The organism is Haloarcula sp. JP-L23 (assembly GCF_011602445.1).
Lineage (GTDB): Archaea > Halobacteriota > Halobacteria > Halobacteriales > Haloarculaceae > Haloarcula > Haloarcula pellucida.
This window is the reverse complement of the sequence record NZ_CP050016.1, coordinates 216,529-239,678: the sequence shown is the minus strand read 5'-3', so window position 1 is coordinate 239,678 and position 23,150 is coordinate 216,529. Positions and strand designations below refer to the sequence as shown.

24 protein-coding genes and 2 pseudogenes are annotated in these 23,150 nt (G+C 59.3%); 19 read left to right on the top strand and 7 right to left on the bottom strand.

The window, feature by feature from the left end:
* Positions 1-316 precede the first annotated feature (316 nt).
* From G9465_RS26195 to G9465_RS22390, 5 genes are all read left to right on the top strand, one after another.
* On the top strand, positions 317-451 hold the full coding sequence (locus tag G9465_RS26195) for a hypothetical protein (RefSeq protein ID WP_255491999.1): 135 nt from the start codon (positions 317-319) through the stop codon (positions 449-451).
* A 5-nt stretch (positions 452-456) separates the two neighbouring features.
* Positions 457-1,119, top strand: a complete 663-nt coding sequence (locus G9465_RS22405) for a hypothetical protein (RefSeq protein ID WP_166974814.1) — start codon at positions 457-459, stop codon at positions 1,117-1,119.
* Between the two features lie 80 nt (positions 1,120-1,199).
* Positions 1,200-1,874, top strand: a complete 675-nt coding sequence (locus G9465_RS22400) for a hypothetical protein (RefSeq protein WP_166974811.1) — start codon at positions 1,200-1,202, stop codon at positions 1,872-1,874.
* Positions 1,875-1,914: 40 nt separating this feature from the next.
* Complete coding sequence (locus G9465_RS22395; protein WP_166974808.1) at positions 1,915-2,223, top strand: hypothetical protein; 309 nt, start codon at positions 1,915-1,917, stop codon at positions 2,221-2,223.
* Positions 2,220-2,525 carry a hypothetical protein gene (locus tag G9465_RS22390; protein WP_166974805.1) on the top strand — a complete coding sequence of 102 codons (306 nt, stop codon included), beginning with the start codon at positions 2,220-2,222 and terminating at the stop codon, positions 2,523-2,525. Before G9465_RS22395 ends, G9465_RS22390 begins: the two co-directional genes overlap by 4 nt.
* A gap of 380 nt (positions 2,526-2,905) precedes the next feature.
* On the opposite strand, the gene G9465_RS22380 is transcribed toward G9465_RS22390, so the two are convergent.
* A complete protein-coding gene (locus tag G9465_RS22380) occupies positions 2,906-3,163 on the bottom strand; it encodes a winged helix-turn-helix domain-containing protein (protein WP_227015825.1) in 258 nt (85 codons plus the stop codon).
* A 244-nt stretch (positions 3,164-3,407) separates the two neighbouring features.
* Between G9465_RS22380 and G9465_RS22375 the strand changes: the two genes are divergently transcribed.
* The 6 genes from G9465_RS22375 to G9465_RS22350 all read left to right on the top strand — a co-directional run bounded on the left by G9465_RS22375 (position 3,408) and on the right by G9465_RS22350 (position 8,314).
* Positions 3,408-4,079, top strand: coding sequence for an SWIM zinc finger family protein (locus G9465_RS22375; protein WP_166974796.1), 672 nt, complete (start codon positions 3,408-3,410; stop codon positions 4,077-4,079).
* 53 nt (positions 4,080-4,132) lie between these two features.
* Positions 4,133-5,029, top strand: coding sequence for a transcription initiation factor IIB family protein (locus tag G9465_RS22370; RefSeq protein WP_166974792.1), 897 nt, complete (start codon positions 4,133-4,135; stop codon positions 5,027-5,029).
* Positions 5,030-5,190: 161 nt separating this feature from the next.
* Entirely contained in the window at positions 5,191-6,501 is a 1,311-nt protein-coding gene (locus tag G9465_RS22365) for an MFS transporter (RefSeq protein ID WP_227015824.1), read from the top strand.
* Positions 6,502-6,702: 201 nt separating this feature from the next.
* Positions 6,703-7,131 carry a hypothetical protein gene (locus G9465_RS22360; RefSeq protein WP_166974789.1) on the top strand — a complete coding sequence of 143 codons (429 nt, stop codon included), beginning with the start codon at positions 6,703-6,705 and terminating at the stop codon, positions 7,129-7,131.
* Between the two features lie 40 nt (positions 7,132-7,171).
* Positions 7,172-7,996, top strand: coding sequence for an N-6 DNA methylase (locus tag G9465_RS22355; RefSeq protein WP_166974786.1), 825 nt, complete (start codon positions 7,172-7,174; stop codon positions 7,994-7,996).
* Between the two features lie 66 nt (positions 7,997-8,062).
* Positions 8,063-8,314 carry a hypothetical protein gene (locus G9465_RS22350; protein ID WP_166974783.1) on the top strand — a complete coding sequence of 84 codons (252 nt, stop codon included), beginning with the start codon at positions 8,063-8,065 and terminating at the stop codon, positions 8,312-8,314.
* Positions 8,315-8,403: 89 nt separating this feature from the next.
* Here the strand turns inward: G9465_RS22350 and G9465_RS22345 are convergent.
* Positions 8,404-9,583: pseudogene (locus tag G9465_RS22345) on the bottom strand (trans-sulfuration enzyme family protein).
* A gap of 337 nt (positions 9,584-9,920) precedes the next feature.
* On the opposite strand from G9465_RS22345, the gene G9465_RS22340 reads away from it, so the two are divergent.
* From G9465_RS22340 to G9465_RS22315, 6 genes are all read left to right on the top strand, one after another.
* Entirely contained in the window at positions 9,921-10,151 is a 231-nt protein-coding gene (locus G9465_RS22340) for a hypothetical protein (RefSeq protein WP_227015823.1), read from the top strand.
* 199 nt (positions 10,152-10,350) lie between these two features.
* Positions 10,351-11,184: a hypothetical protein gene (locus G9465_RS22335; RefSeq protein ID WP_166974780.1), complete on the top strand. Its 834-nt coding sequence runs from the start codon at positions 10,351-10,353 to the stop codon at positions 11,182-11,184.
* Complete coding sequence (locus tag G9465_RS22330; protein WP_166974777.1) at positions 11,184-11,627, top strand: hypothetical protein; 444 nt, start codon at positions 11,184-11,186, stop codon at positions 11,625-11,627. The genes G9465_RS22335 and G9465_RS22330 overlap by 1 nt, the downstream gene beginning before the upstream one ends.
* Before the next feature lie 1,140 nt (positions 11,628-12,767).
* Positions 12,768-13,178: a TRAM domain-containing protein gene (locus G9465_RS22325; protein WP_166974774.1), complete on the top strand. Its 411-nt coding sequence runs from the start codon at positions 12,768-12,770 to the stop codon at positions 13,176-13,178.
* A 654-nt stretch (positions 13,179-13,832) separates the two neighbouring features.
* Entirely contained in the window at positions 13,833-15,245 is a 1,413-nt protein-coding gene (locus G9465_RS22320) for a lamin tail domain-containing protein (protein WP_166974771.1), read from the top strand.
* Positions 15,242-15,541 (top strand): DUF3006 domain-containing protein, encoded by a 300-nt coding sequence (locus G9465_RS22315; protein ID WP_166974768.1) that lies wholly within the window; start codon positions 15,242-15,244, stop codon positions 15,539-15,541. The genes G9465_RS22320 and G9465_RS22315 overlap by 4 nt, the downstream gene beginning before the upstream one ends.
* 604 nt (positions 15,542-16,145) lie before the next feature.
* Here G9465_RS22315 and G9465_RS22310 read toward each other — a convergent pair.
* Both G9465_RS22310 and G9465_RS22305 read right to left on the bottom strand, forming a co-directional pair.
* The gene (locus G9465_RS22310) at positions 16,146-16,811 is read right to left on the bottom strand and encodes a thermonuclease family protein (RefSeq protein WP_166974765.1); all 666 of its coding nucleotides are present in this window, start codon (positions 16,809-16,811) and stop codon (positions 16,146-16,148) included.
* Between the two features lie 747 nt (positions 16,812-17,558).
* Positions 17,559-18,902, bottom strand: coding sequence for a radical SAM protein (locus G9465_RS22305; protein WP_193571761.1), 1,344 nt, complete (start codon positions 18,900-18,902; stop codon positions 17,559-17,561).
* A gap of 136 nt (positions 18,903-19,038) precedes the next feature.
* Here G9465_RS22305 and G9465_RS22300 point away from each other — a divergent pair, with 136 nt between their 5' ends.
* Both G9465_RS22300 and G9465_RS22295 read left to right on the top strand, forming a co-directional pair.
* Positions 19,039-20,082 (top strand): radical SAM protein, encoded by a 1,044-nt coding sequence (locus tag G9465_RS22300; RefSeq protein ID WP_166974762.1) that lies wholly within the window; start codon positions 19,039-19,041, stop codon positions 20,080-20,082.
* Between the two features lie 113 nt (positions 20,083-20,195).
* Positions 20,196-21,365: a three-Cys-motif partner protein TcmP gene (locus G9465_RS22295; protein ID WP_166974759.1), complete on the top strand. Its 1,170-nt coding sequence runs from the start codon at positions 20,196-20,198 to the stop codon at positions 21,363-21,365.
* A 127-nt stretch (positions 21,366-21,492) separates the two neighbouring features.
* Here G9465_RS22295 and G9465_RS22290 read toward each other — a convergent pair whose 3' ends face one another.
* The 3 genes and pseudogenes from G9465_RS22290 to G9465_RS22280 all read right to left on the bottom strand — a co-directional run.
* Positions 21,493-21,672, bottom strand: coding sequence for a hypothetical protein (locus tag G9465_RS22290; protein ID WP_166974756.1), 180 nt, complete (start codon positions 21,670-21,672; stop codon positions 21,493-21,495).
* A 426-nt stretch (positions 21,673-22,098) separates the two neighbouring features.
* On the bottom strand, positions 22,099-22,761 hold the full coding sequence (locus tag G9465_RS22285; RefSeq protein WP_166974753.1) for a tyrosine-type recombinase/integrase: 663 nt from the start codon (positions 22,759-22,761) through the stop codon (positions 22,099-22,101).
* 122 nt (positions 22,762-22,883) lie between these two features.
* Positions 22,884-23,114 (bottom strand): annotated as a pseudogene (locus G9465_RS22280) (restriction endonuclease); the annotation flags it as partial.
* Positions 23,115-23,150: the final 36 nt, after the last annotated feature.

Sequence of the window (23,150 nt, the reverse complement as noted above, 5' to 3'; positions counted from 1 at the left end):
CTGTTTCTGGATCATCTATTTCGTGGTCTTCTACCTCGTGCCTGATGTGGTGGGTGGTTTACTGGTGAGAAGGAGCAGAATCCGCTCTCGGCAGAACCGACGGATCCTTTCTTCACCGTCCACGGCGATCGGGCCTCTCTGGCTGATCTCGAAGATGCGATTGTCGTCGAGTACGAGAACGGCCAGACACTCGCGTACCGATTAGCAAACGAACGGAAATGTCTCGAGTACCGGGATGGACTGCCGCCCGTCGACGACGGCTGAGTGGTGGTCTGCGTCCGAATTTTGTGCGCCTCTGGCAGGTGAGAGGCCCATCATGAGTACTGACCCGCAGCAGGTCATCGATGAACAAGACCAGCAAGCTGACGACGTCGGTTCCATCGAAGCTGAGCATCGACGTGCGCAGGAATCCGGTGAGGTGTTCGACGGGGAACCGAGAGGGGAGTACTGATCCATATGGTCGCCAGTACGGAGTCGCCTCAGCATATCGAAACGAGGGCTGACTGCCTGGTCGGTACACCTATAGAACGAGCGCAGATTCGGATCACGGAGAGTGGATTCCTCGCCGTCTGCAGCGATGACTGGTGTTCGTGGCAGGGGCTGTTCCCAACTCGAGAGCTAGCGGCACAGGCGGTCACAACCCACATCGAACGTGCTCGCCGATCGCCCGACTACGAGTACCACTACGGAGCCCAGTCCCCGTTCGTCGTCGAACTGCTCGACGACAAGACTGCCCAGCTCTGTCCCAACCAGGAACTCGACCCACTCACACCCTGGCAGGCGAACTGCGACGGGCAACAGCTCTTCCGCGCCGAGACTGACCGCCCACCTCTTGACGAGGTCCTCCACCGTGGGGACCTCATCGAGTGTCACGGGCCGGACGACGGGATGGTGTTGTCGGTCTCGTCGACGCGCTGTTTCGGTTTGCCAGCGTTCAGCGTCATCTTCGTCGATCCCGACACTGAGTCAAATCAAGATGGGATCTATCCCGAATCGGCGTATCGGTACCTGAACAACTACGTTGCTCGTGATAGGGCGGCTCTCTGTGTCTCGATGCATGACCGACTCGCGTTCACAGGACAGAGAGACGCGCAGAGCGATCTTAAGCGCTGTCACTAACCAACAATCTACTGATAAATCACCGTCTGTTGGTTAGCCTCGAATTCCCTGATTTTGTGCTCCTCCGGTGGGCCGAGAGGATGTCAGAAAACACCTCGTCCCGGACCGATATAGAGTGCGCAGACCAGTCTGGTGGCTTCCAGTTCCGTCCTTCGTCTGGTGACCACGAAATCGAGATTGACTACTCGTGGCGATACGTCGACCGCATCGAGCTAGCAGAGGGACAGACGAAGCGAATTGACGACCCAGACGGGTACTTCGGCGGAGATGAGGAGTACAGCTGTACCTGTGGCGCAGAGTTCGATTCTGAGACCGACGCCAAGGACCATCTCCACGCAATGGCTGCTCGCGGCCCACCAGTCAAGACAGCGTCTCGACCACGCCCGATCGAGTGGCAGGACCAGACCGAAGCAATCTGCGACGGACAGGTCGAAATCATTCTCTCGGCTGGGCGTTCGGTCGGGCGTGTTCTGGACGGCGCAGAGTATCTGGTTACGACGTCTCGGGCGACATACACGCCGCCAGCGAACTATACATTCGACGACTGGGGTCCGCTCGAATCCGGACGGCTCACGCTTCCGAATGGGCGCCCACAGTTCTCCTCGACGCTGCTCACCCGAGTACTCGAAACCCTATCACCGAGCTACAACTACCATCCGGAGCGGTTCACGATATTCTATCGCGGCGCTGACGCGCTCTACGTCGAAGGCCCCACAGAGGGTATCATGATCGCTGAATGCTCGACAGCCGAGTAATCGCAGGCCCCGATTTTGTGCACCTCTGGTGGGTGAGAGGATGTTGCAGAACCACCCTCGACATTATCGACCCGGTAGAGCGCGTCCTGACCAACAGTGCCAGATTGTCGAGTCACTCACGGCCGCTGTTCGCGACCAGTACTCGTCCGATGCCGACGTCGAAGCGCTCGTCCTCAGTGCTATCGCACAGCAGTCAGGCAGTCTCGACACGCCGGACGTCTTGGAGCTTCGGACACAGTTGGACGTCGCCGTCGACGAGCAGGCCCCACTCCGACAGCAGGTGCAGACCGTGCTTGCGGCCAGTGCCAGTATCATGGCGCGGTGGGAGCGAACGGAGGGAACGGAATGACAGGCGGTGGACCCGCGACACTGGGAGACTTCGGCGCTGGCGGCCCACGGTCGGACACGCTCATCGACCGGCAGGCAGCCGCGACGTCCGCTGCGACCGGCGGGTGGGCGTACCACGTTCATACGAGTGCCACTATTGCGTGGGAAATACCGGGCACTGCGGCGACACTGCTCCTCAAGCAGGAGGATGGGGTGTGGCGACTGCAACGCGCCGGCCGTCCCGTGGGAACGCGGTCGACACTGGAGGCCGGTCTTGAGTTCGCCGAACAATACATGTGCCAGCGGCCGGAGAGTGGGCGATGAGCGAGCACCGTGACGACGCGGTCCTTGCGGACCTCCCTCCCGAGCGACTGCTGGCTACCGATCAGATCCAGCCCATTCTAGCGGGTATTCAGTGTATGGACTCTCTCGAGATGCTGCAGACCTATCTGGCCTACGAGACGAAACATAAAGACCGAACACAGGTGCAACACCAGCTTCGCCTCCGAGCTCGCGAACTCCGTCGGGCAGACTGTGATAGTACTGGTGGCGGCCACGATTCGAAGGCGAGACGAACCCTGTAAATCGCCTCGGGACCACGTGATTCGAGACGCTGACGGCGTCTCGTCATCACGAACGAGCCTTTCTCTCTCGAATGACTCCGAGGCAATCGACCTGCTCAGCTGTAGATCTTGGGATGGCGGCTACTCGGTCGAGTCAGAGACCCCGTCTGGTGTCGTGATCGAGTAGAGACGTTTGCGGGCGTCGGCGAAATATATCTCCTCTTCGACGACGTTTTTCTCCAACAGTACTTTCAACGCGGACCTGACGGTTCTAGGAGAGAGCAAGGTCTCTTCGGCGAGCTGACTCTGTGTTAGCTCGTTTTCGTATTCCAACGTTTTATATACGAGCTTGGCGCTGGGGGGCACGTCAGCGAGGTGTTTGCGCCGATCCTTGCTCACAAGTACATATTGAACGTGATCACGACAATACTTCTGTTGACCTCTTTTGTAACAGATATCTGAGAACTTCCCGATATAGCTGTTCTTGTGTGATTTTGCGCCACCCATCAGAGATCACTGCTCGATAACCTCTGAGTGTACCTTGCAGCGTAGACCATCCAGTCAAAACGAGTCGGTTCTCACAGCGGTTTTGTGTGCCCCAGCGGGTGCGGGCGTTCCACAGCGGGCGCGCCGTCTGCCAACCATGTCATCTAATATCGACACACCTGGGGAACGAGCAACGACTGACGAAGCTGAGATCGACGACCGGACGGTCGCAGCACTGACCGACGTGATGACTGTGCTGGATTCGATCGGCCGGGCTGCTGACGCTCCGGAGTTGTACCTCGTGGTGTCGAGCTCCGGGTCGGCATACCTCGTCGACACAGCCGAAGGCCGGTGTGAGTGTCCGGACGACACGCATCGGCCGGTCGAGTGCAAGCATCGCCGACGTGTCGCATTCGCTATCGGCGAGCGCCCCATCCCCAAGTGGGTTGATCCGGTGGCTCTCGACGACCAGTTTGGATTGCACGTCGACGCTGATCCGCGTCGAGCAGTTGCTGACGGCGGCGGCGTCCGGATATCGGTGGACGAGAGCAACGTTACTGGGCCGACCAGTGGCCCGCTTGCCGTCGAGGCCGACGACGATCCACGAACAGAGCGTGCGAAGCAAGAGGATATCGACGTCTCGTTCCTCGCGAAGCCCGGCCGGTACGAGGTGTATTCGGCATCCGGTCGTGTCTACGAAGTCGACATCGTCGAGAAGACGTGTAGCTGTCCGGACGACGTGGCGCGATGCAAGCACCTCCGGCGGGTCGATATCGAGATTCGAGCGGGGATGATTCCTCGACCTGACGGCCGGCTGCCGGATGCATAGCCGGTCGGGACCGAGTGATTTTGCGCCTCTCTGGCAAGTGAGAGAATCTTCCCATGGCTTCGAGCACTGTCCAGCAGGAGTCGGACGTATCGACACAGCAGTGTCCAGAATGTGACGGTGACCTCGTTCAGGACGCGCACGAAACCCATTGTGGAGCGTGTGGCCTCGTCGTTGAGGACAACCCTGTTGACCACGGGCCCGAGTGGCGGTCGTTCGACCGTGAGGAGCGCAAGCGAACCGGTGCACCACGGACGGTCACCCTCCACGACAGAGGCCTATCCACTGACATCGGGACCGGCGGAGCCGATATCTCGTCCCGGAAGCAGCGTCGACTCTCCCGGCAACGGCGACTCCACGCACAAGCGAAGTTCGAGTCCAAGCGAGAACGCAATCTGTCACATGGCCTCGGAGAGATCCGACGGCTGGTCGGGGCGCTAGACCAGAGTGACGCGGTCCAGCAGCAAGCGTCGACGCTGTTCAAACAGGCCCAAGATGCGAACCTGCTCATCGGTCGGTCGATCGAAAGTGGCGCCGCAGCCGCAGTGTACGCTGCCGGTCGGTGCAATACCGTCATCCGGATGGCTGACGTCGTCGATGTCGCCCGTTGTTCCGCATGCGACGCTTGGGGGACGTACCGGGCGTTCCAGCGTGAGCTTGAGATACCGATTCCGGTGCAACTCCCGGTCGACTGGGTCCCGAAGGTGATCTCGGAGCTTCCACTCACGGTGTCGCCGGCTCTTCGACAGGACGCAACCCAATTGGCAGCGACCGCCACTGACTCGGCGGTGCTGAACGGCAATCCGATCGGCATCGCTGCCGGCGCTGTATATCTGGCTGGGACGGACGCTGACCTGCGGCTGACACAGGAGACAATCAGCGAGGCCGTAGATATCTCGCCGGTCACCGTCCGAGCGTGGTATCAGCGGCTTGCAGAGCTCGCTGATGAGTGACCCGGAACGCTGGTAGTTTTTCTGAATGACGACAAAGGGAAATCAGCAGCTGATTGGTACAGAGCGTCTGTTCTCGCCGGTGTAAGTGTGAAACTCCCTCACGTATGCGATTCGTTCTGTAATCAGAGTTAAAAGAGGGCACCCGTTAGAGAGGAGCCACTGTGACCGACGCAGACGACCTGACCTCATTTGCCGACCTCTTCAAGAATAAAGAGTTTGTCGCCCTCGCAAGCACCGCCTTCGCCCGCAGCCAAGCCTACTCTACCATCCTTATCGCCCTCGCCATGTACGCCGACCTCTTCCAAACTACCGGCACCGTCGAGGGCCTCTTCGGAACTGCCTTTGCCCTCACACAGTTCCTCATTGTCCTTCCGCTCGGGCGAGTCATCGATACCGGCAACTCCAAACGCTACCTGCTCGCTGGTCTCCTCCTCAATATCGCCATTTTCATTGGTTTCACCTTTGTCACTGCTGTCGAACACGTCATCATTCTCCGTGCTCTCCAAGGTATCGGGGCCAGCCTGCTCTGGATCACCGGCAGTACCGTCGTCGGTGAGATCAGCCCCGACGGTAAACGCGGCCTGTGGCTCGGTAGTTACAATCAGGTGGCTGCCGTGAGTAGCCTCGCTGGCACTATCTTTGGCGGTCTCCTCCTCTATACGTATGGTTTTCAAACCACCTACGCTGTTCTCGTCGCCGTTACCACCCTCGCTACGCTGTCCGTCTATCGGTATCTCAGAGACAATCCCGGACAGCAAGCAGACACCACAGACGCATCCGGCCTCGACACGCTCAAAGCACTCCTGCAACGCCCTGCCATTCGTGCGCTTGTCACCTTTCGCTTCGGATTCAGCGTCGCGAAGATGGCTGTCATCATCTTCCTGCCAATTTATGCGAAAACACAGTTCGGCATCAACCCGCTCGCTATCGGTGGCATTCTCGCCGGCGGGAAACTCACGAAATCCGTGCTGCAAGGCCGCATGGGCACCCTCATCGATGACGCAGAGCACCGCTACAAGTTCGTGTTCGCAGGAGCAGCTGTCTACGCGATCGGCATTGTCTTCATCCCATTAGCCGGGTCTGCAACGCAGTTCCTGTCTCCTGTCTCCCTGTCGGCAGTCGGACGAACAATGGTGCTCCCACCTGCGTTTTTCGGGCTCTTCGCTGCATACAGCATTCTCGGCATCGGTGACAGTATCCGGCTGCCCGCCAGCATGACGCTGTTCGTCGAAGAAGGCGAGCGACTGGATGCCGTTGCTGGAAGTTTCTCGCTCCGCTCACTCTCGTGGAAGATTGGGCAACTGATTGGGCCGGTGGCGGTCGGGGCAATTTGGGAGGCCACGTCGGCGCTGGTCGCATTTTGGGTAGCAGCGGGCTGTGCCGGCGCTGCTGCGGCGGGGTTTGTGGCCATGGCAATTCGGTCGACCAGACGAGAACAGTCGGCTTCGACGGCTGTTCACTCCGCGGACTGAGTTCCTATCAGTAGTCGTCAACACGGTTTTAGAACCACTCGCGAGATTGTTGCATAATCTGCACACGGATGGTTCAGTGAGAGGCTATTCGTCCGTTTCGAGTTCCTTGACGACCGTCGCGGGATTACGCTGGACACAGTCCCAGTAGCGAACTCTCCTGAGCGATTTTGTGTGCTCTCTGGTGGCTGAGAGAGATTCCGAATGAGTAGCACTCGCCAGTCAGAGACGACACTGGAATGGCGCTGGAACGACCGAACCGAGAACCGCCCACTGCCCCAGTCCTGGGCAACGAACGGCAGCCGCGAGCCTGTCGGCGACGACGAACAGCCACTCTATGCGATTCAGTTCCGGGCTGGTCTCCTGCTGGAGTGGGAGGTCAACCAACGAACTGAATCACTCGTCGCCGGCCCGAGACGAGAGCGCCCAGCACTTCGCGTACTGTACGTCACCCGAGATGGACAGCAAGCGATTGTCCGGGAGTGGGATGCCGAGCGAACGGCCTCGGGCTGGCGTCCTGACCCCGAGTTCGCTAGCAGCATCGCCAGAGCCCCCGCGGACTGTGACGATGTCGCCGCCGACACTCAGGAGTCGTACCGGACCATGCTCGAAGCGCGGTACGATGTCCCGTAGCGAGGCGGGTTTTCTGGGCTCTCTGGTGGCCGAGAGAGCTATGGCATCACCACAGACCAACTGTGACGACATCGTCACGACGCTTGCCCGGATTCGACAGCGCGGCCACAGTGCCCACACCGTATTTCGAGATTGGGTTGACCTGATGTTGTACGCGTTACAGCGGCGCGACGACCCGTACTTAGACATCGTCGACGACTACCGAGAGCCGGCGGATATGGACCTCCCCGAGGGAGAACGCTCGGTGGATCTGTTCGCGAAAGCCTTCGGCCAGCTCCAAGAGCAGATGGCCGCCACCGGCGCCGACGTCCTCGGTGCCGTCTACGAGGAATATGGACTGTCCAGCGATGCGTTTGGGCAGCACTTCACTCCTCACGCAGTGTGTGAGCTGCTGGTCGACCTCGCCGGTGTCGGCGACGAGGCGGCCAACGACCAGCGGCCGACCATTACGGATCCGGCGTGTGGCAGCGGTCGGTTGCTCCTCACGGCTGGCCGCAGACAGCCCCAGGCATTGTTTGTCGGACAGGACAAAGATCCGCTGTGTGCGAAGATGGCCGCGTTGAACTGCTGTTTCCTCAATCACGATGCGTACATCATCCAGGGCGATTCCCTGACTGTCGAGTATCAGCGAGTGTGGCAGACGTCCCAGTCGCCGATAGGCGGCGCTGTTCGCGAACTCGACGACGATGGGGTGGCGGCACTTCGCGACTCGTTGACCGCCGCCTTCGAGAGCGGGTCTGGGGAGAGTGCTACTACCGATATGGGTGAGGCGTCTGCGGCTGGTGAGGAGGTCGCTCGGTCTGACCTATCGACGCTGACTGGTAGTGAGCAGGCATCGCTCCTTACGTTTGACAGCGACCACTGAGTACGGGTAGGTTTGTGCGCCCAAGAGGGTGCGGGGCGTATCCGAGTGGACGTCCCACCTAGAAACATGACTGACAACAACGATCCAGACACCGTTGAGCGTGTCGAACGAACAGATTTTGGGACCAGTCTCGAAGCCCGTCTCAAACGGGGCACCAGTACTCGAGACGAAGACCGCATCACGATCAAAGCGAAGGGCGAAACGGCAGCCGACACACTCGAAGCGTTCGAGACGCTGCTTGCAAGGTACGAATCGGAGTACAGCGATCGACTGCGAGCACTCCAGCCATCGCAGGACAATGACATCGACGCGACGTAATTTCCGAGTGGTCTGTTGAATCAACCACGAGAATGCGCGTGCGTACCGGTCACCAATATCGTCTTCCCGGTCACGAAAACCGGGCGTGCCTACGGTAGCGCTGTCCGGAGATCCTCACAGAGGTCGTCCGCGTCTTCGAGCCCGACCGATACCCGAACTAACATCTCGGAAATCTCCGCTGTAGCTTCCCCGTGACCGATCTCGGCGGGGATCATCAGCGACGGCACCTCGATAAGGCTCTCGGTCCCACCGAGACTCGCTCCTGGCGTGAATATCTTAAGGCCCTCGACAAACCCTCCAGCTCGATGGGCGTGCCATCGAACTCGAAGGAGAGCATCCCGCTGTACCCCGACATCTGCTTACTCGCAAGCTCGTGTTGCGGGTGGCTCTCAAGCCCGGGTAGTAGACCTGCGCCACCCGGTCGTGGTCCTCGAGGAATCGCGCGACCGCCATCGCGTTCGCCTCGTGGTGTTCCATCCGCGCCGGCAATGTCTTCACACCCGCCCGACCAAGTAACAGTCGAATGGCGACAGCATATTTCCAAGCCCGACCCGCTGGGCAAACGCCAGCTGGTTGGCGATCTCGTCATCGTCAGTAATGATGGCTCCGCCGATCGAGTCGGAGTGCCCGTTGAGATACTTGGTTGTGCTGTGGACGACGATGTCGGCACCCAGCTTGAGCGGCGCCTGGAAGTACGGGCTCGCGAAGGTACTATCCACCCCGAATGGGACGTCGTAGTCGGCGGCGATCTCGGCTATTGCCCGGATGTCGCACAGCCGCATCAGCGGGTTCGTCGGCGTCTCCGCCCAGATCAAGTCGGTGTCCGAATCGACTGCCGCGGCGACGTGTTCGGGGTCGCGGGCGTCGACGAAGTCAATGTCGATGCCGAAATGGCCAGCGGCGAGTTCCGTGAGCAGTTTTTCGGTGCCGCTATAGATGGAGTCCGACGAGACGAGGTGGCCACCGGCGGAACGAGTGACAGCATCGTGGTCGAGATCGCGGCCATCCCGAAGCAAACGCCAACGCATGCTCGCCGCCTTCGAGGCGGGCTAACCGGTCTTCGAGGGCTGCCCGTGTCGGGTTACTCTCGCGCGAGTAGTCGTGTTCGTTGCCGTCGCCCCCGCTGGCCCACTCGAAGGTAGTCGAGAGGTGGATTGGCGAGACAACGTCGTTCGTTCCCTCTCTGTGAGGGTGCGTCTCGGTTTCGGCAGCGCCGGCGGCAATGGTCGCGAAGCGGTTCTCTATGTCCCGGTCATCGTTTCGTGTCATAACTGACTCACCTCAAGGCCCATGCGGAGCGGTACAGACCTCCGCTACGAGGCACACCATATGTGTGTTCACTGGAGCGATGGATAGATGTGGAGGCCGAGGCAAGAGTAGCCAGAGAGACAACCCCGAGAGGAACGCTAGGGGTACAAGCAGGCCGTCGCGAGCGGCCATGTTCTCGGTGGGGTAGTATCTTACCTGAGTGGGCGAGTGAACTGGTAGTGATGTATCTCGTCACGCTCCGTCTCGACCTAGGAGAGTACGACGCGGAGTTTCACGAGTTGAACGACGCGGTTCAGGCGGCTGCGGAGGCCACGGAGGGATATCTAGGGAAACGGACGTGGCAGGCCCCGAGGGCGAGGAGGTTTTCGTCGTCTACTACTGGGACTCGCTGGACGCGCTCGAGTCGTTCGGGACAGACTCGGACCACAGACGGGCGAAGCAACGGTGGGCGGAGTGGTACGACGCGTACAAAGTCACCGTCGCGGAAGTCGTCAAGGCGTACGGGAGCGGGTTCGGTGATGACGCCGACCCACCCGCGTCGGACAGTACGGTCCCGTTCGACGGGTGAACTCTGCAAGCGGGGCGATACACACACTCACTGCAATGAGTGACCACTCTTTCCTCCCCTCTGAACTGCTGTACTGCTAACGGTGCGTCGTGTAACCAACAGACCCTGCAACCTCCCTCCCAGCTAGGCCCCAATATGGCCATCCCTGTCTATCACTGGCCGATTTTGTGCTGCCTCTTGCGGTGGAGGCATTCCATCGATGTACGCCGAGACAGACGAGACAGTCGAACCGACTTTCGTCGAGGAAATTCCGTTCGAACCAGACATCGAACGAACCATCGCAGCCGAACACGGGCTCCCGTTCTACGTCGACATCGATCGACCGGACGACGTGCCAGCAGACGAATTCGAACGTACTATCGACCTCGCCGAACGGGTACTCTCCGCCGGTGGCCGCCGTACCGGCTTCGGTCACCACGAGGAACTCCGTCGGTCGATGGCCGAGTGGGCACCTGACCGGGGCGAAGACCAAGCGGGTGATCCCGGCTACTGGCGGCAGGTGGTCTACACCATCTCGCCTCGGGAGCGCAATTTCGGCCGGCTGCAGGGCGGCCCCGACGAGCAACTGCAGAAGGCCAGAACCGTACTGGCGTGGGCCAGCGACTGCATCGATGAGGACGTGTTGCGGGAGATCGAACACGCCCAGCTGACCGATATCGAGCAGGCCTGGCGCGACGCCGCCGAAGCTGCAAAAGAACGGCGTGCCATCGAGGCGTTCGAACAGGACCCACCGGCCGAGTTCGACGACTGGACACGGTTTGACGCCGACCATGATGTTGTCGACGTCGCTTACCACGCGAAGAACCACGGCACGCCCGTGGTTGCAGCGGTGTTCCGGACCAGCGACGGGAGCATGGACGCTCAAGAGTTCACGTTGGAGAAGTGGCTCGACGCCGGTGGCGATCCGCAGGCGGCCCGCCCGAATCGGTACTGTGTCACCAGTAGTGGCGATGGACCCTACGCTCGCCTGCGGTCGCATCTCCAGACGTTCGACGTCGACTCGCTCGCCGAGGCATCTCTGGAGGAGTGCTGATGTCGCGACACCGCTCTCGCACGTCGCAACAGCGCCAATCGGAGTTCGCTGCGTCGTTCGCTTGCGAGTTCGACGCCGCTGCCGTCCACAACACGGTGTGGGAGACCGTCGACGAAGACGCGGAATTGGCACGGCTCTGTGATGCGGCCGCGGCCGCTGACGAAGCGCTCGATATTCGTGGTGACGAGGCGTTCGCAGCGAAACTCGATGAAGCGTGGGGACGCCTCGGCTGGGTCGCCCGACAACGTGCCCTTGAGGTCGTCGCCGAAGCCTGTGCCGTAGTCATCACCGACGGTGGGCAGTGGATCGAAGACGGTCATTGGGACGCTGGGGACATCACTGATGCGCAAACGGAAGCGCGGGACTGGATCGCCACGCATACCGAGATAGCCGAGCGGGCCGGCGTCCTCACCGACATCTCGACGCACACAGTCGACGACTGACCGTCGTTTCACACCCCGCTATCGATGTGTTCTGTAAACTCTCTGAAGGGACGGTAGTTTATCAATGAGGACGAACAGACGCAGATGTGTGACCGATCGGAACCCTGAATTCGACCCGCAGATCTCCGAGGCGCGGCGAGTTCTGACCCCAAGACCAGTCGAGACAACGGCGACGGTCGGCGTGGCGACTATCCAATGCGGTCTACAGAGAACCCAAACCGGTGTAATTCCTGCTCTCGGACGATCCTGCCGAGGAGCAGCAGTGTCCCTTCTGTGCGACTGAAGGTGTTAACGACTCTCCAGCGGAGGGACAGTCGGACGATGAGTGGACGTTCGGTCGTGTCGTCGTCGCCGTCGTCGAGGCGAATGCCACGTACCACGCGAGGGCGCTCGGGGCAGCGGCACTCTCCATTGCTGACGATCTCGTTGCCGGGACAAACTCCTCCCGCGGAGAGGTCAAGCCCATCGCGGACTTCGAAACCGAGCCAGCCTCACATCTTACTGAGGGGTGGTCCTCGTTGCCGGCGGCAGCACCTCTCACGGACGAGACCGGACGCGAGGTGCTTGCGGCTGCTGGCACACGGACCGACTGGGCGGCCGACGACGCTACCCCAGTCATCTATCGCGAGGATGGGACGCCAATCCTGGACGAGAGCGAGTTCGACTCCCTCATAGCTGACTCCGCTGAGATGGCGTACTGGGTTGTACCAGGACTCGTCCAGTGCTATGACGCACCGCCGGACGTTGACGCACTCATCGAGCTCTTCGAAGGCGCGACCAGTGAGCACCAGTTCGCCTGTCGAGCGTGTCAGGCGGGTACCACGCATACCTACGTTGGTGCGGATGGGGTCGCGACGCACCCGTACGCCAGCCGAGCGATATGGGTGTGTCAGGACTGTGGCCAGCCTCGCCACGAACCGGCGTCGGCCGACGCTCGGCCAGACTTGCGCGACCGATCAGCACTAGCTGAGCGGTCTTCGGTTTCGGTCGGTGGAGCGACCCACTGTGAGATGGCCGGACTCCAGACGCAGGCGTTCGACGCTCAGATCACGGCTTATCGCGAGCGAAATGGGCGCTATCCCTGGCAACAGACTCAAATAGACCGACACTGACACACGACCACGAGGACATCTGGCATAGATGAATATTCCATCCCAACTTCGCAGTCTGTTTACTGCCAACATTGAGGAGACCGAAGAGTCGTTCGTCGTCGAGATTCCCGAAAGTGAGATCGACGCCGGAGCTTTGGATGCTGGTGAGACGTATCGGGTCGCACTCATCCCGACAGAGCCAGCGACACAGCAGTCCGATAGCGTATCGCAGTCGGTTGATTCTGCAGTCCCACAGCCACCCGTCGAGGAAGGGGAGACATGCCGCGTCGAAATCGAGACGTTTGGTGATCAGGGTGATGGGATCGCGAAAATCGAGCGCGGGTACGTCGTCATCGTTCCCGACACTGAAATCGGTGAACGCGTCGCTGTCGAGATTGAGTCGGTCACCCAGAACGTGGCGTTCGGTACTGTCACTGAACGACTCAGCTACTACGCGTAGTCGATACGTCGACATTGCTGCGGCGCTGGTCCGCTGCAGTAACGAGCGGGAGTATACTCGGCACTCTTGTTCTGTGTGACAAAATCTGCCGGGCTAACACACCCGGCGAAACTGGTAATGGGGTGGGAAGTGGGGGATGACGGACACGCTGGGAGTGATGACTTCAGCGATGCCCGCAACGGGGGCTATCCGTGTACTACATATGAATATTCTGGCCCAGGTATCGAATCTGGAGCCGTGAGTCCAGTGGAGGTTCCATCTTGGAGGCTACTCTGGTGACTCTGTAGTGCCTCTGACAGCCTGCAGGAGATAGTCAGATGGCTGTCTTATAGTTCTACTGCCATTACGCGAGTGTCCATGGAAAATCGCTGAGGATACCCTAGCGATATGTCGACGACCTGTCATCGTCATGTGGTCGCCGACGTGAGCTGTCAGAGGCACGGGCGTTCGAGCCCGTGAGGGACCAATGTACTAACTATACTCAACTGTTGTGAGCAACTCAGAAACTGAAACACGAGCGTGTCAGCACTCGCTGTCGATGCAAGACATGTCTTCGGCAGCTAGCGAGTACTGTTGGAGAACTCATAGCGGACGGACGTAGGTCTCTGTCGGTAGGGCACACACCTATCCCTGTCACATTCGTAGGCCGGCACTATGCACACTGGGTCCTCGTCTGTGCGAGTGGTCTGTCTGATCGGTGTCGTGCTCTTGGCTGGGTGTACAGGTGCGGCGCCAGCAGTCGACACGGCGACGACCACACCAGACACGACAGCGACGACGACGGCGACCACAGCCAACGGCACGGTCGCGGTCCACTTCATCAACGTCGGCCAGTCAGTGAGCACGCTCGTCGTCGGGCCAACCGGCGAAACGATGCTGATCGATACCGGCCACTATCACGACGACGGCGTGTACGTGTTGCAGTATCTCCAAAAACACAACGTCGACCGCATCGACTACATGGTGGTTTCACACAACGACGCCGACCACATCGGCGGCAACGCGGCGATCATCGACTACTACGAAACCGAAGCCGACGGCATCGGCGCGATCTACGATCCGGGGATTGCTGCGAGTACGCAGACCTACAGCGAGTACCTCGATGCTGTCGAACAGCACGGTGTCACGCTGTACGAGACCCGTGCTGGCGACTCCATCCCCTTCGAGGGTGTCGACGTCCAAGTCATAGGCCCGCCGGAGCCGTATCTCGAAAATAACGCCCGTAACGAGAACAGCATCGTCCTCAAACTCTCTCACGGTGAGACGAGCTTCCTGTTGACCGGCGACGCCGAGAACGATCAGGAGGCCAATCTCGTCGAGCGGTACGGCGGCCAGCTCCAGGCGACGGTGCTGAAAGCCGGTCATCACGGCTCCTCGAGTTCGACGAGTGAGGAGTTGCTCGATACTGTCGATCCGAAGACGGTGATCGTCTCGAGTGCCTACGACTCCCAGTACGGCCATCCGACCGAAGAGCTGTTAGGACGGTTAGCCGAGCGTTCGCTCCCAACGTATTGGACCGCCACCCACGGCGATATTGTGTTGGTCAGCGACGGGCAGTCCGTGTCTGTTCGGACCCAACAGGCGGCGCCGACCAACCCACTTGATCTTCGCGATGGCGAGTCCGTTGCGCCGGGGACGAGTGGCGACGTCGTCGAGCGGGCCACGTACTGCACCGACTCTGGATCGACCGCCACGCCCCAGCCCACGGTTACCGACGGTGGCACGACTGAAACGGGAACGTTGTCGATTGAGACGATCCATGCCGACGCCAGTGGTGACGAGAGGGAGAACCTCAACGACGAATACATCGTCTTCCGGAATACGGGTGATGGGCCACTCGATCTTGGCAGCTGGACGGTCTCGGACGAGGCGGGGAAGACCTACACAGTGCCTGAGGGGTACACGCTCGACGCTGGTGCGACGGTGACGCTGCATACGGGGAGTGGCACCGATACGGACACAGACTTGTACTGGGATGCTGGGTCGCCAGTGTGGAACAACGGCGGCGATACGGTCACCGTGCGAAACAGTAACGGGGATGTCGTGCGACAGGAGACGTACGAATGACTGGGCTTGACACACTCGCTGACGGGCAGTATACTGCCGTTGTCGACTCTATCGAGGACAGTCTCGTGACCGTCTTCTTCGAGCACGATGGCGAGGAGATTGGTGATGCCGTGTTGGAGGCGTCGACGATACCTGAGGAGGGCCGACACGCCGACGCCATCCTTACGGTGACGATCGAGGGTGGAGAGGTGGTCGACTGGGAGTACGATCCCGACACGACTGAGGCACGGCAAGAGGCAGCCCAGGATCGGTTTGACCGGCTATCGAGTCGGCCGCCGTCGGACGAGGAATCCTGACGGTTTGTCGGCTCGATATCTTCCCACCTCTGATGAAGGGATATGGGGTTCTGCTCGCTACGTGTCATCATCGAACGCCGAGCGGTGGTCGAGCGATGACCGACACGCCTGTCTATGTGCATGGGCACAGCATTGCGACTGATCGATGCTGAGTGGTCGTCGGCCATCCAGACGCTCTTGGGTGAGAACACGAGTGGCCGACGACCGTATCGTGACCTTGCACTCCCGACACAAAAACAGTCAGGTGATACCGGGCGGTTTGGCCCGGCTTACCCTGAACACGTTACGATCGAGTCCACCGCCGGTCCCGAAAGAAGTTGTCACCATCGCGGAGACGCTGGCGTACCAGCAGGAGGACGACGAGACGCTGCTGGAGATGGCGGGGTCGATGAAACCGATACATCCTGTCGACCAACACTGTCGTTATGACGTGCTGGGACTCGGCTTGCGACGGCGCTGGCCGCAGCGTCACTCTGGCCACCGCTCATTCCCGAAGCACCTCGGCCGGGACGCCCTCGCACTCACGCAACACCGCATCCAGCGTCCAGGCGTCGTATTGACGGCGGTCGGCACGACGACGTCGACTGTGTTCGAGTGGACCCGTTCACGGAAGCGACTCACAGGCGACGCCGTCGTCATCACCATCCAGCCGGTGTGGGTCACCAGCGGTCCGTTCAAGGACCGCCTGTGCCTGCGCTTGCGTGTCGAAGTGAGAACAGTCGTAATCACCATCCGGCGGCGGCGGTGGGATATCCGACGCATCGGATTCCGTCGACGTCGCTATAGCTGTCGCACGCTCGAAGTCCCAGAGACCAGTGTTGGTGGCCTGTGCAAGCGCTTCCGAGTTCCCGAAGGAGGTGCGCTTCGAGAAGGAACTCTCGTACAGCCGAGCGTAGCCGTCGTCGAGCAGTTGCTTGTTGAAGTTCTCGCCGTCGACGTAGAGATACACGAGGAGCCGCCCGAAACTCCCACGTCGGTCGGCCGCCGGATCGACCTCGATCTTGACAGTCTCACCTTCGAGTTCGCTGGTCGCAAAGGACGACGCCCGTTCGCCCCAGTTGTACAGGTGGTCACGGCCAGCGGTCGTGTCTGGAATACCCTCGAACTCGTCGGGGCTGACGCTATTGTAGGACGTCTCTGGGGTATCGACGCCCAGTAGCCGGAGTGTGTCAATCTCGCCGTTCGGGAACCGAGCTTCGACGGTATCCCCGTCGACGACACGGATTATCGTGACGGTCCATTCTCGTCCTTCAGCCGGGCCCCTAGCCATGGGCGTCGGTGACGATGTTGGCTGGGGTGTCGACGTCGTCTGTATCTGTTCAGAAGTTGTCTGTGTCGCTGGCGTCTTCTGACGTTCTGTAGTGGTCTGATTCTCGGGTTCATATGGGACCGTAGTCCGCCATGTCTCAACTGACGTGTTCGACGATGCATCGACGAGCGTAATCGCGACCGTTAGTTGGCCCGCATCGTACGGTTCCAAGTCGTCTGCATAAATCGGGATTACTGTTGTGAGTAGAGCAGCCGTCTGTGAAGTTACTGTTCTGCCGATTTTGTCGCTATTGAACCGTATTTCGAAGAAATAGCTCGTGAGCTCAGTGGTGTCCGCCCGAACCTCTACAGAGACGTTCGAGTACTGTCCGTCTCCATCGGTATCTACCGTCTCGACGATCGAGATGCCCTCTTCGAACTCCGGCGTTGCTATGTCACCGCTCGTTCCGCTACTACAACCAGCGAAGATGAGTAGCGAGACCGCAAAGAGTGTGCAGATAGTGTTGGTGGCGGTTGTTCCCGGCATGATGTCTGTTTTGACATATCTGCTGAGGAAGTTATAACTATATCATCGAACGATGGTGACAACCTGATAAGTCGGGTTCTGCTGACGGCCACCACGAACTTGCTGGTCGACCGGTTCCAGAAGTTGACGCTACCATCTCGATGTCCACGATGCGTCGGCCCAACTTCTGGAACGTCTACAGGCGCGCCCCGTCGACGTAAACGGGAAGATAACTGAGTCGCATTAGATGAGTTGGTTGATCGACTCGCTCTCCCGAGCTAACTCGGATTGCTCCGGGGGCGTCTCTGGGTCACACTTCGAGAAGGGCTCTGGAGACACCGCTCGCTGCATCGCTTTCAGTTTCGACCGGAGTTGCCCGCTGGTCGACCGCACCAGTTCGTCGTCGGGCCAGGAGTGCACCTGCAGGCCGTCGAACCGCGTTGCCACCTGCTGGACGGTGTTCAGCTGTTCGAGCGCGTACTCGACCCAGTACTGGTGGCTGTCCTGCATTTGCTGGAGTTCCTCGACGACATTATCGTAGCCAGCACGGTCGGCGGCGTCGAGACACTGCTGGAAGTTCTGCCCCCGCGGATTGATCGGTTCGTGGAAGACGACCACCTCCCCGAGTGCCCTGAAGTAGCTGAGCAGTTCGTGAAAGTCGTCCTTGTCCATGGTTGGGTACGTCGGCGACATCGAAACGAAGACCGGCACACCGGCCTGCTGGAGGCGGTCCAGCGCTTCCCAGCGCTGCATGGGTGGCGGGGCATTCGGCTCCATGGCTCTCACGAGTGGTGTCTCGAAGGAGGGGATTGACGAGCCGACGGTGATACGGTCGTCGGCGGCCTGGAACAGGTCGATATCGCGAACGACGGCCGGACTACGGGTAAGGATCCGGACAGGGATGTCGTGACAGACGAGTTCGGCGACAGCTCCCCGGGTAATCTGGGCGGCTCGTCGATCTTGGTAACAGTCGGTCCCACTGGAGAGCATCACGACGCCCCGGCCGCGGCCGGTTTGCTTGCGGCCGCTCGGATCACGCTCTTCAAGGATGTTGCTGAGTCGTTCTGGGAGGTCGTCCCGATACAGGAGGTAGCTCCCCCAGTCGCCCTGTGGGTCGTCGACGTCAGCTTGGTCGGCCAACATTCCGTCGCGGCTGTCGATGGCCGGTGTGGTCGGCACGTAGCAAAACTCACAGCCGTGTCGGCAGCCGGTGGCGACGTTGATCACGTGGTCACAGAGGCTCTTGGTGTGGAGATGGGACTCGCTCATCACCGACTTCGTCGGGTCGGTGTTGACAGTGATTGCCTGTTCGTCGTGGCTGTCGGTCGCCATCGCACAGTCCCAGCACAGTAGTTCACCTTGTGGGTTGGCCGCGAAGCGGTTGTTGATTTCGTCGTTACACTCGGCACACAGCAGGCCGGCTTGCCAGAGATCCAACCGTTCGGTGGGGTCACCGTGTTGGCGGTCGAGTTCGCGAAGCTCATCGAGCGTCGGCTGGTCGTCGAAGGTCGCGATGGTCTGGCCGTCGTGGTCGACGGCATAAGTCCGCTCGAACCAGCTATCCCCGGTATCCCATGTGAGTTCCATGCTGTGCTCCGTACTGCTGTATTTATACTGTACCCCAAAAGAAGTCAGCCAACCAGAGTGAAAGTGGAAATAGAATAAACAATATGCATGCTAACATATTTACATCTAGCGAAGAATTAGCGAGACAAGAACTAGTATGACCGACGCTTCGGACGGGGTTCGAACAGGTGAAGACCCGACGAAAGCGATTCTCAGTGAGTCAGGGCTCAACAGTAAGCACCTATGTGATTACGTCGTCAACGTCGCGACGGGGTGTCGGCACGGGTGCAAATTCTGTTACGTCCCGTCGACGCCGAACATCCGGACGCGGCCGGACATGCTCAAAGAAGAAGCCGACGTCGACAACGGCCAGAAGGAATGGGGCAACTACGTGTTGTACCGGGACGGACTGGGTGAGCGACTGGATGAGCATTTAGACCGCAAGCGGACCTGGCGGGAAACCGAGCGTGGGCAAGGTGTCGTGGGTGTCTCGTTCTCGACGGACTGCTACATGGATGGTCGGGCCGGGGAAATCACTCGGAACGTCGTCGACGCCATCGCGAGTCACGGGGAGTACGTCCGAGTATTGACCCGGAATCCGATTCTGGCGTTGCAGGATCTCGACGTCTTCCAGGGGGCTGGCGAGTACGTGACGATCGGGTCGTCGATTCCCTGTATGGACGCCGACCAGGTCGGCGCTATCGAGCCGAGTGCGCCGGCGCCGGAGTTGCGGCTCAAAGGCCTGAAAGAGTTCCACGACCACGGTGTCCAGACGTTCGTGAGTATGAGTCCGACCTATCCCACGCAGGATAAGGACGACCTTCGCGAGCAGTTAGAGCGCGTCGCTGAGTGCGATCCGGCGGTGGTCTTTCACGAGCCAATCAATCCCCGTGGTGGGAACTTCGAGATGACGGTTGAGGCCGCTCGGGACGCTGGGGAGAAAGAGTTAGCCGAGGACTTAGATGCGTTGCGGACGCGGAAACGGTGGGTCGAGTACGCGACGAATCACTTGCGGTGGGTGCAGGAGATTGGCCGGGAGTTAGATCTCCCCGTGCATCTGTGGCCGGACAAGCAGTTGATCAAGCACGTTGACGACGAGACGGCGGCGTGGTTGCAGCACTGGCGAGATCGGCAGTCGCCTGAGGAGTTTGCCGAACGGGATGTGCCGGTGGAGTCACCTCTGGTCCACCCCGCAGCATAGCTCACCCAATAACTGGAGTCACCTCTTTCAACGAATTGGTTATTTTACGTTCGATACTTATCCCTCCGGCAGAATAAAATAGGACAAACACTTTACATCAGATATCCCCTTCCATGCCATTAGCTGACGATGATGATGACAAGTGGGTTTATCGGCCACATACTGCGGCTAAACACGAAGTTCTGGGTAAATATCTAATCCCGTGGGTAAACAAGCTCACCTCTTACAATCTCGCGGTTGACAATCCGAACAAGATTCGGGTTGTGGACTGTTTCGCGGGACGTGGATCATATGTTGACACTGATTCGACCGATCCTATTGATCTCGAATTCGTTTCAACGCCTGCTGAGATTCCTGGCTCACCACAACTCATTTTAGATCGCCTTACGAACAGAGCAGACCAGTTTGATTCGGCTGAGTGTGTGTTTATTGAGGCCCATCCGACGAATTACGAAACTCTTTCCGACACAATCTCCGGAACAACCGGATATGCTGATAGCATATCTGTCCAGTGTAAACACGGAAAATTCCAAAATACAGTCTTAGATGTCGTCGAAGACCTTGACGGTAGCGACTGTCCAACATTCTTTTTCATAGACCCATTTGGATTCAGTAGCTTGGATTACGACGTTGTCACAGAAATTGGGTCAACCCCGCAATTCGAGTTCCTTATTACGTTTATGTCGCGGGACATGAACCGGTTCTTGGAGTCTGAGGATCATGAAGAAGCCTTGAATACAGTCTTTGGCAACGAGAGCTGGAGAGACATGATTGGCGAGTACGATTCTACCAACTGGGTCCCCCTAGTAGAATACTATACGGATCGGTTGGAAGCAAATGGACCCGATCAAACATTTGAGTATATGATTTCAGAACCCGAAACGACACAGACAATCTACTATCTTGTCTACGGGACAAATCACTCAGAAGGTCTGCGAACTATGCGTGAGGTGATGAGCTACTGTGGAACGGGAAAGTTCGCATACGCCCCCAAGCAGCCAGAATATGACCGGAACCAGGCACGTCTGTTTGGCGGTGGTGATGAAACTAAACAGTTCCTGCAGGATCGGTTTGAGGAGTATATCGTCACATTCGACAAACTTGTTGAAACGTGCACTGAGGAGCGACGGTATCAAGATGCAACAGAATCAGACTACCGTGAAGCGTTGCGTGAGTTAGAACAAGAGGGCGTTGTCGATATTCAGCGTATTACATCGAAAGAGACTGGCATTCAGGGAAGTGATCTAATTGATTTCCATGATTCAACAGAATTCATGGGATAGGAGTTTGCTCTTTGTCGAGAACTGATCGATAGGGCCGGTAGAAACGAATCAGGTCCGACCAGATCAAGACGTTCGCTCCGTCGCTGCCGACGGGGGCAGGATTGTGAGACTGCGACGCCGAACCCACTCACCGCGACATCCAGGCGATCGTCGACGCCGTCGAGAACCCGAACGTCGCAACGACCAGCACGCCCACCAGGATGGCACGTGGCAGCTCGTACAACTGAGCCAGGACGACGACGGCGCCCAGCAATTTGGCGACGATGAGGTTGTTCTTCGCGAGGAGTTCGAGCTGCGTGCTGTTCATCGTCCCTCTGTGGGCTCGCCGACGGTGGCTGTGCGACGCGATGCGGCTGCTGTGTGGCTCGTGCTGGACATAGCTGGAGCTCCTAGTGGCACCATCTTCCGCACCGGCAGACACACAGGCGGGCGCTGCGACGGCCTGTGTGTCCGTCGGCGGCCGGGGCACCTCGGTGGCAGATGGGTGCGTCTGGTGTGCGCCCGTCATCTTGGTAGGGTGGGGCGCACACTGGTTCGGCGCTCACGAGCGATAGCGATGGCTCTCGCCAGTGATACTGTTGGCAGCGAGTCTGTGCCGGGCGTCAGCCCGTGTCTCGCGTGAACGCCTATGTGGGGAGAGAGATGGTAGTATCAAAAGCCTTCACCCACTCCGTACTAAAATCTGCACTCTAATTCGTACGATACAAAATAGACTTCCTGAGCCCTGCCAGTATCAATGAATACTACTCAGCGCCCGTCTAGTCATCGCACCATCCACATTTAGATACTGCCGAGCCGTTTCTAGATCCTTCCAGCCGAACATCGCCCGGAGAGCAGCCATGTCCAGGCCCCGACCAGCGTGGTATGATGCTGCAGTCGCCCGAAGTCCATGCGGGGATGTTGCGTTCGAATTAAGCTTTGGGGCATGGTCGAGTGCAGTGTCGAGCCGACGCTGAAGTGTGGAAAATGAATACGGCCACCCACCGTATTCGTCGTCGAGATATTCCAGAGCGACGTGGACTCGTGATGAAAAATGAAACGGGACTGCACGAGCTGCTGTTGAGGTCTTTGGCTGCCAGTATTGTTCGCGGAGTGTCGTGTACTCGGCAGCAGACTTCGACTGCTGACTGACTGCTTGCCGACAGTAGCCACAGAGTCCCCCATCACGTCCCTTGTTACACGGATGATGGTCTGGAACTCGAATCATCTGCCGCTGCCAGTCAACCCAGTCTGAAGAGAGGTGTGTGAGCTCACCAGGACGGAGGCCCAGTCGTCCGCCGATGAGGACCGTTGCGCGGGCCTCGAGACTTGCATCTGTGTCGTCGATTCTGTAGGTGCCCTCGAGGAGCCGTTCGAAATCACGTTCCGTGAGCGCTTTGTCGCGTGTCGGTGGCATGACTACCCACTCCCCCGAGTCTCGATTAAGCCCCGCGATGTATGGCGGTTTTCAGCGATGGCTCATCGGACTTAGCACATTCCACCAAACAACGCGTTCGGAAAATCTGCTGCTTGGATTGGTTAGCTTGTTCCACCGACTGCGTCCTCAACGATCTCGATCTCTTCTTCGGTCAGCCCGTACAGCTCGTAGACGATCTCGTCGATCAACTCGTCGGTCTGCTCAATCTTCGCCTCCAGCTCCTCGGCCCGCTCCTTGGTCTCGATATAACTCGCCAGCCCGTCGCGCACGTCGTCGACGGCGGGCAGCGTCAACTTCCGAAGCCGGTCGATCAGCGAGTTCGTCTTCGTCGCGACCATTCAGAACCTAGTTGGTGTACTGCTTAGTCG

Excerpts from the sequence above, each read along its gene's own strand:
- G9465_RS22390 (WP_166974805.1), top strand. The coding sequence starts at position 2,220 with ATGACAGGCGGTGGACCCGCGACACTGGGAGACTTCGGCGCTGGCGGC.
- G9465_RS22400 (WP_166974811.1), top strand. The coding sequence starts at position 1,200 with ATGTCAGAAAACACCTCGTCCCGGACCGATATAGAGTGCGCAGACCAG.
- G9465_RS22360 (WP_166974789.1), top strand. The coding sequence starts at position 6,703 with ATGAGTAGCACTCGCCAGTCAGAGACGACACTGGAATGGCGCTGGAAC.
- G9465_RS22330 (WP_166974777.1), top strand. The coding sequence starts at position 11,184 with ATGTCGCGACACCGCTCTCGCACGTCGCAACAGCGCCAATCGGAGTTC.
- G9465_RS22335 (WP_166974780.1), top strand. The coding sequence starts at position 10,351 with ATGTACGCCGAGACAGACGAGACAGTCGAACCGACTTTCGTCGAGGAA.
- G9465_RS22290 (WP_166974756.1), bottom strand. The coding sequence starts at position 21,672 with ATGAACAGCACGCAGCTCGAACTCCTCGCGAAGAACAACCTCATCGTC.
- G9465_RS22310 (WP_166974765.1), bottom strand. The coding sequence starts at position 16,811 with ATGGCTAGGGGCCCGGCTGAAGGACGAGAATGGACCGTCACGATAATC.
- G9465_RS22350 (WP_166974783.1), top strand. The coding sequence starts at position 8,063 with ATGACTGACAACAACGATCCAGACACCGTTGAGCGTGTCGAACGAACA.
- G9465_RS22405 (WP_166974814.1), top strand. The coding sequence starts at position 457 with ATGGTCGCCAGTACGGAGTCGCCTCAGCATATCGAAACGAGGGCTGAC.
- G9465_RS22305 (WP_193571761.1), bottom strand. The coding sequence starts at position 18,902 with ATGGAACTCACATGGGATACCGGGGATAGCTGGTTCGAGCGGACTTAT.
- G9465_RS22375 (WP_166974796.1), top strand. The coding sequence starts at position 3,408 with ATGTCATCTAATATCGACACACCTGGGGAACGAGCAACGACTGACGAA.
- G9465_RS22315 (WP_166974768.1), top strand. The coding sequence starts at position 15,242 with ATGACTGGGCTTGACACACTCGCTGACGGGCAGTATACTGCCGTTGTC.
- G9465_RS22285 (WP_166974753.1), bottom strand. The coding sequence starts at position 22,761 with ATGCCACCGACACGCGACAAAGCGCTCACGGAACGTGATTTCGAACGG.
- G9465_RS22295 (WP_166974759.1), top strand. The coding sequence starts at position 20,196 with ATGCCATTAGCTGACGATGATGATGACAAGTGGGTTTATCGGCCACAT.
- G9465_RS22395 (WP_166974808.1), top strand. The coding sequence starts at position 1,915 with ATGTTGCAGAACCACCCTCGACATTATCGACCCGGTAGAGCGCGTCCT.
- G9465_RS22355 (WP_166974786.1), top strand. The coding sequence starts at position 7,172 with ATGGCATCACCACAGACCAACTGTGACGACATCGTCACGACGCTTGCC.
- G9465_RS22320 (WP_166974771.1), top strand. The coding sequence starts at position 13,833 with ATGCACACTGGGTCCTCGTCTGTGCGAGTGGTCTGTCTGATCGGTGTC.
- G9465_RS22325 (WP_166974774.1), top strand. The coding sequence starts at position 12,768 with ATGAATATTCCATCCCAACTTCGCAGTCTGTTTACTGCCAACATTGAG.
- G9465_RS26195 (WP_255491999.1), top strand. The coding sequence starts at position 317 with ATGAGTACTGACCCGCAGCAGGTCATCGATGAACAAGACCAGCAAGCT.
- G9465_RS22370 (WP_166974792.1), top strand. The coding sequence starts at position 4,133 with ATGGCTTCGAGCACTGTCCAGCAGGAGTCGGACGTATCGACACAGCAG.
- G9465_RS22300 (WP_166974762.1), top strand. The coding sequence starts at position 19,039 with ATGACCGACGCTTCGGACGGGGTTCGAACAGGTGAAGACCCGACGAAA.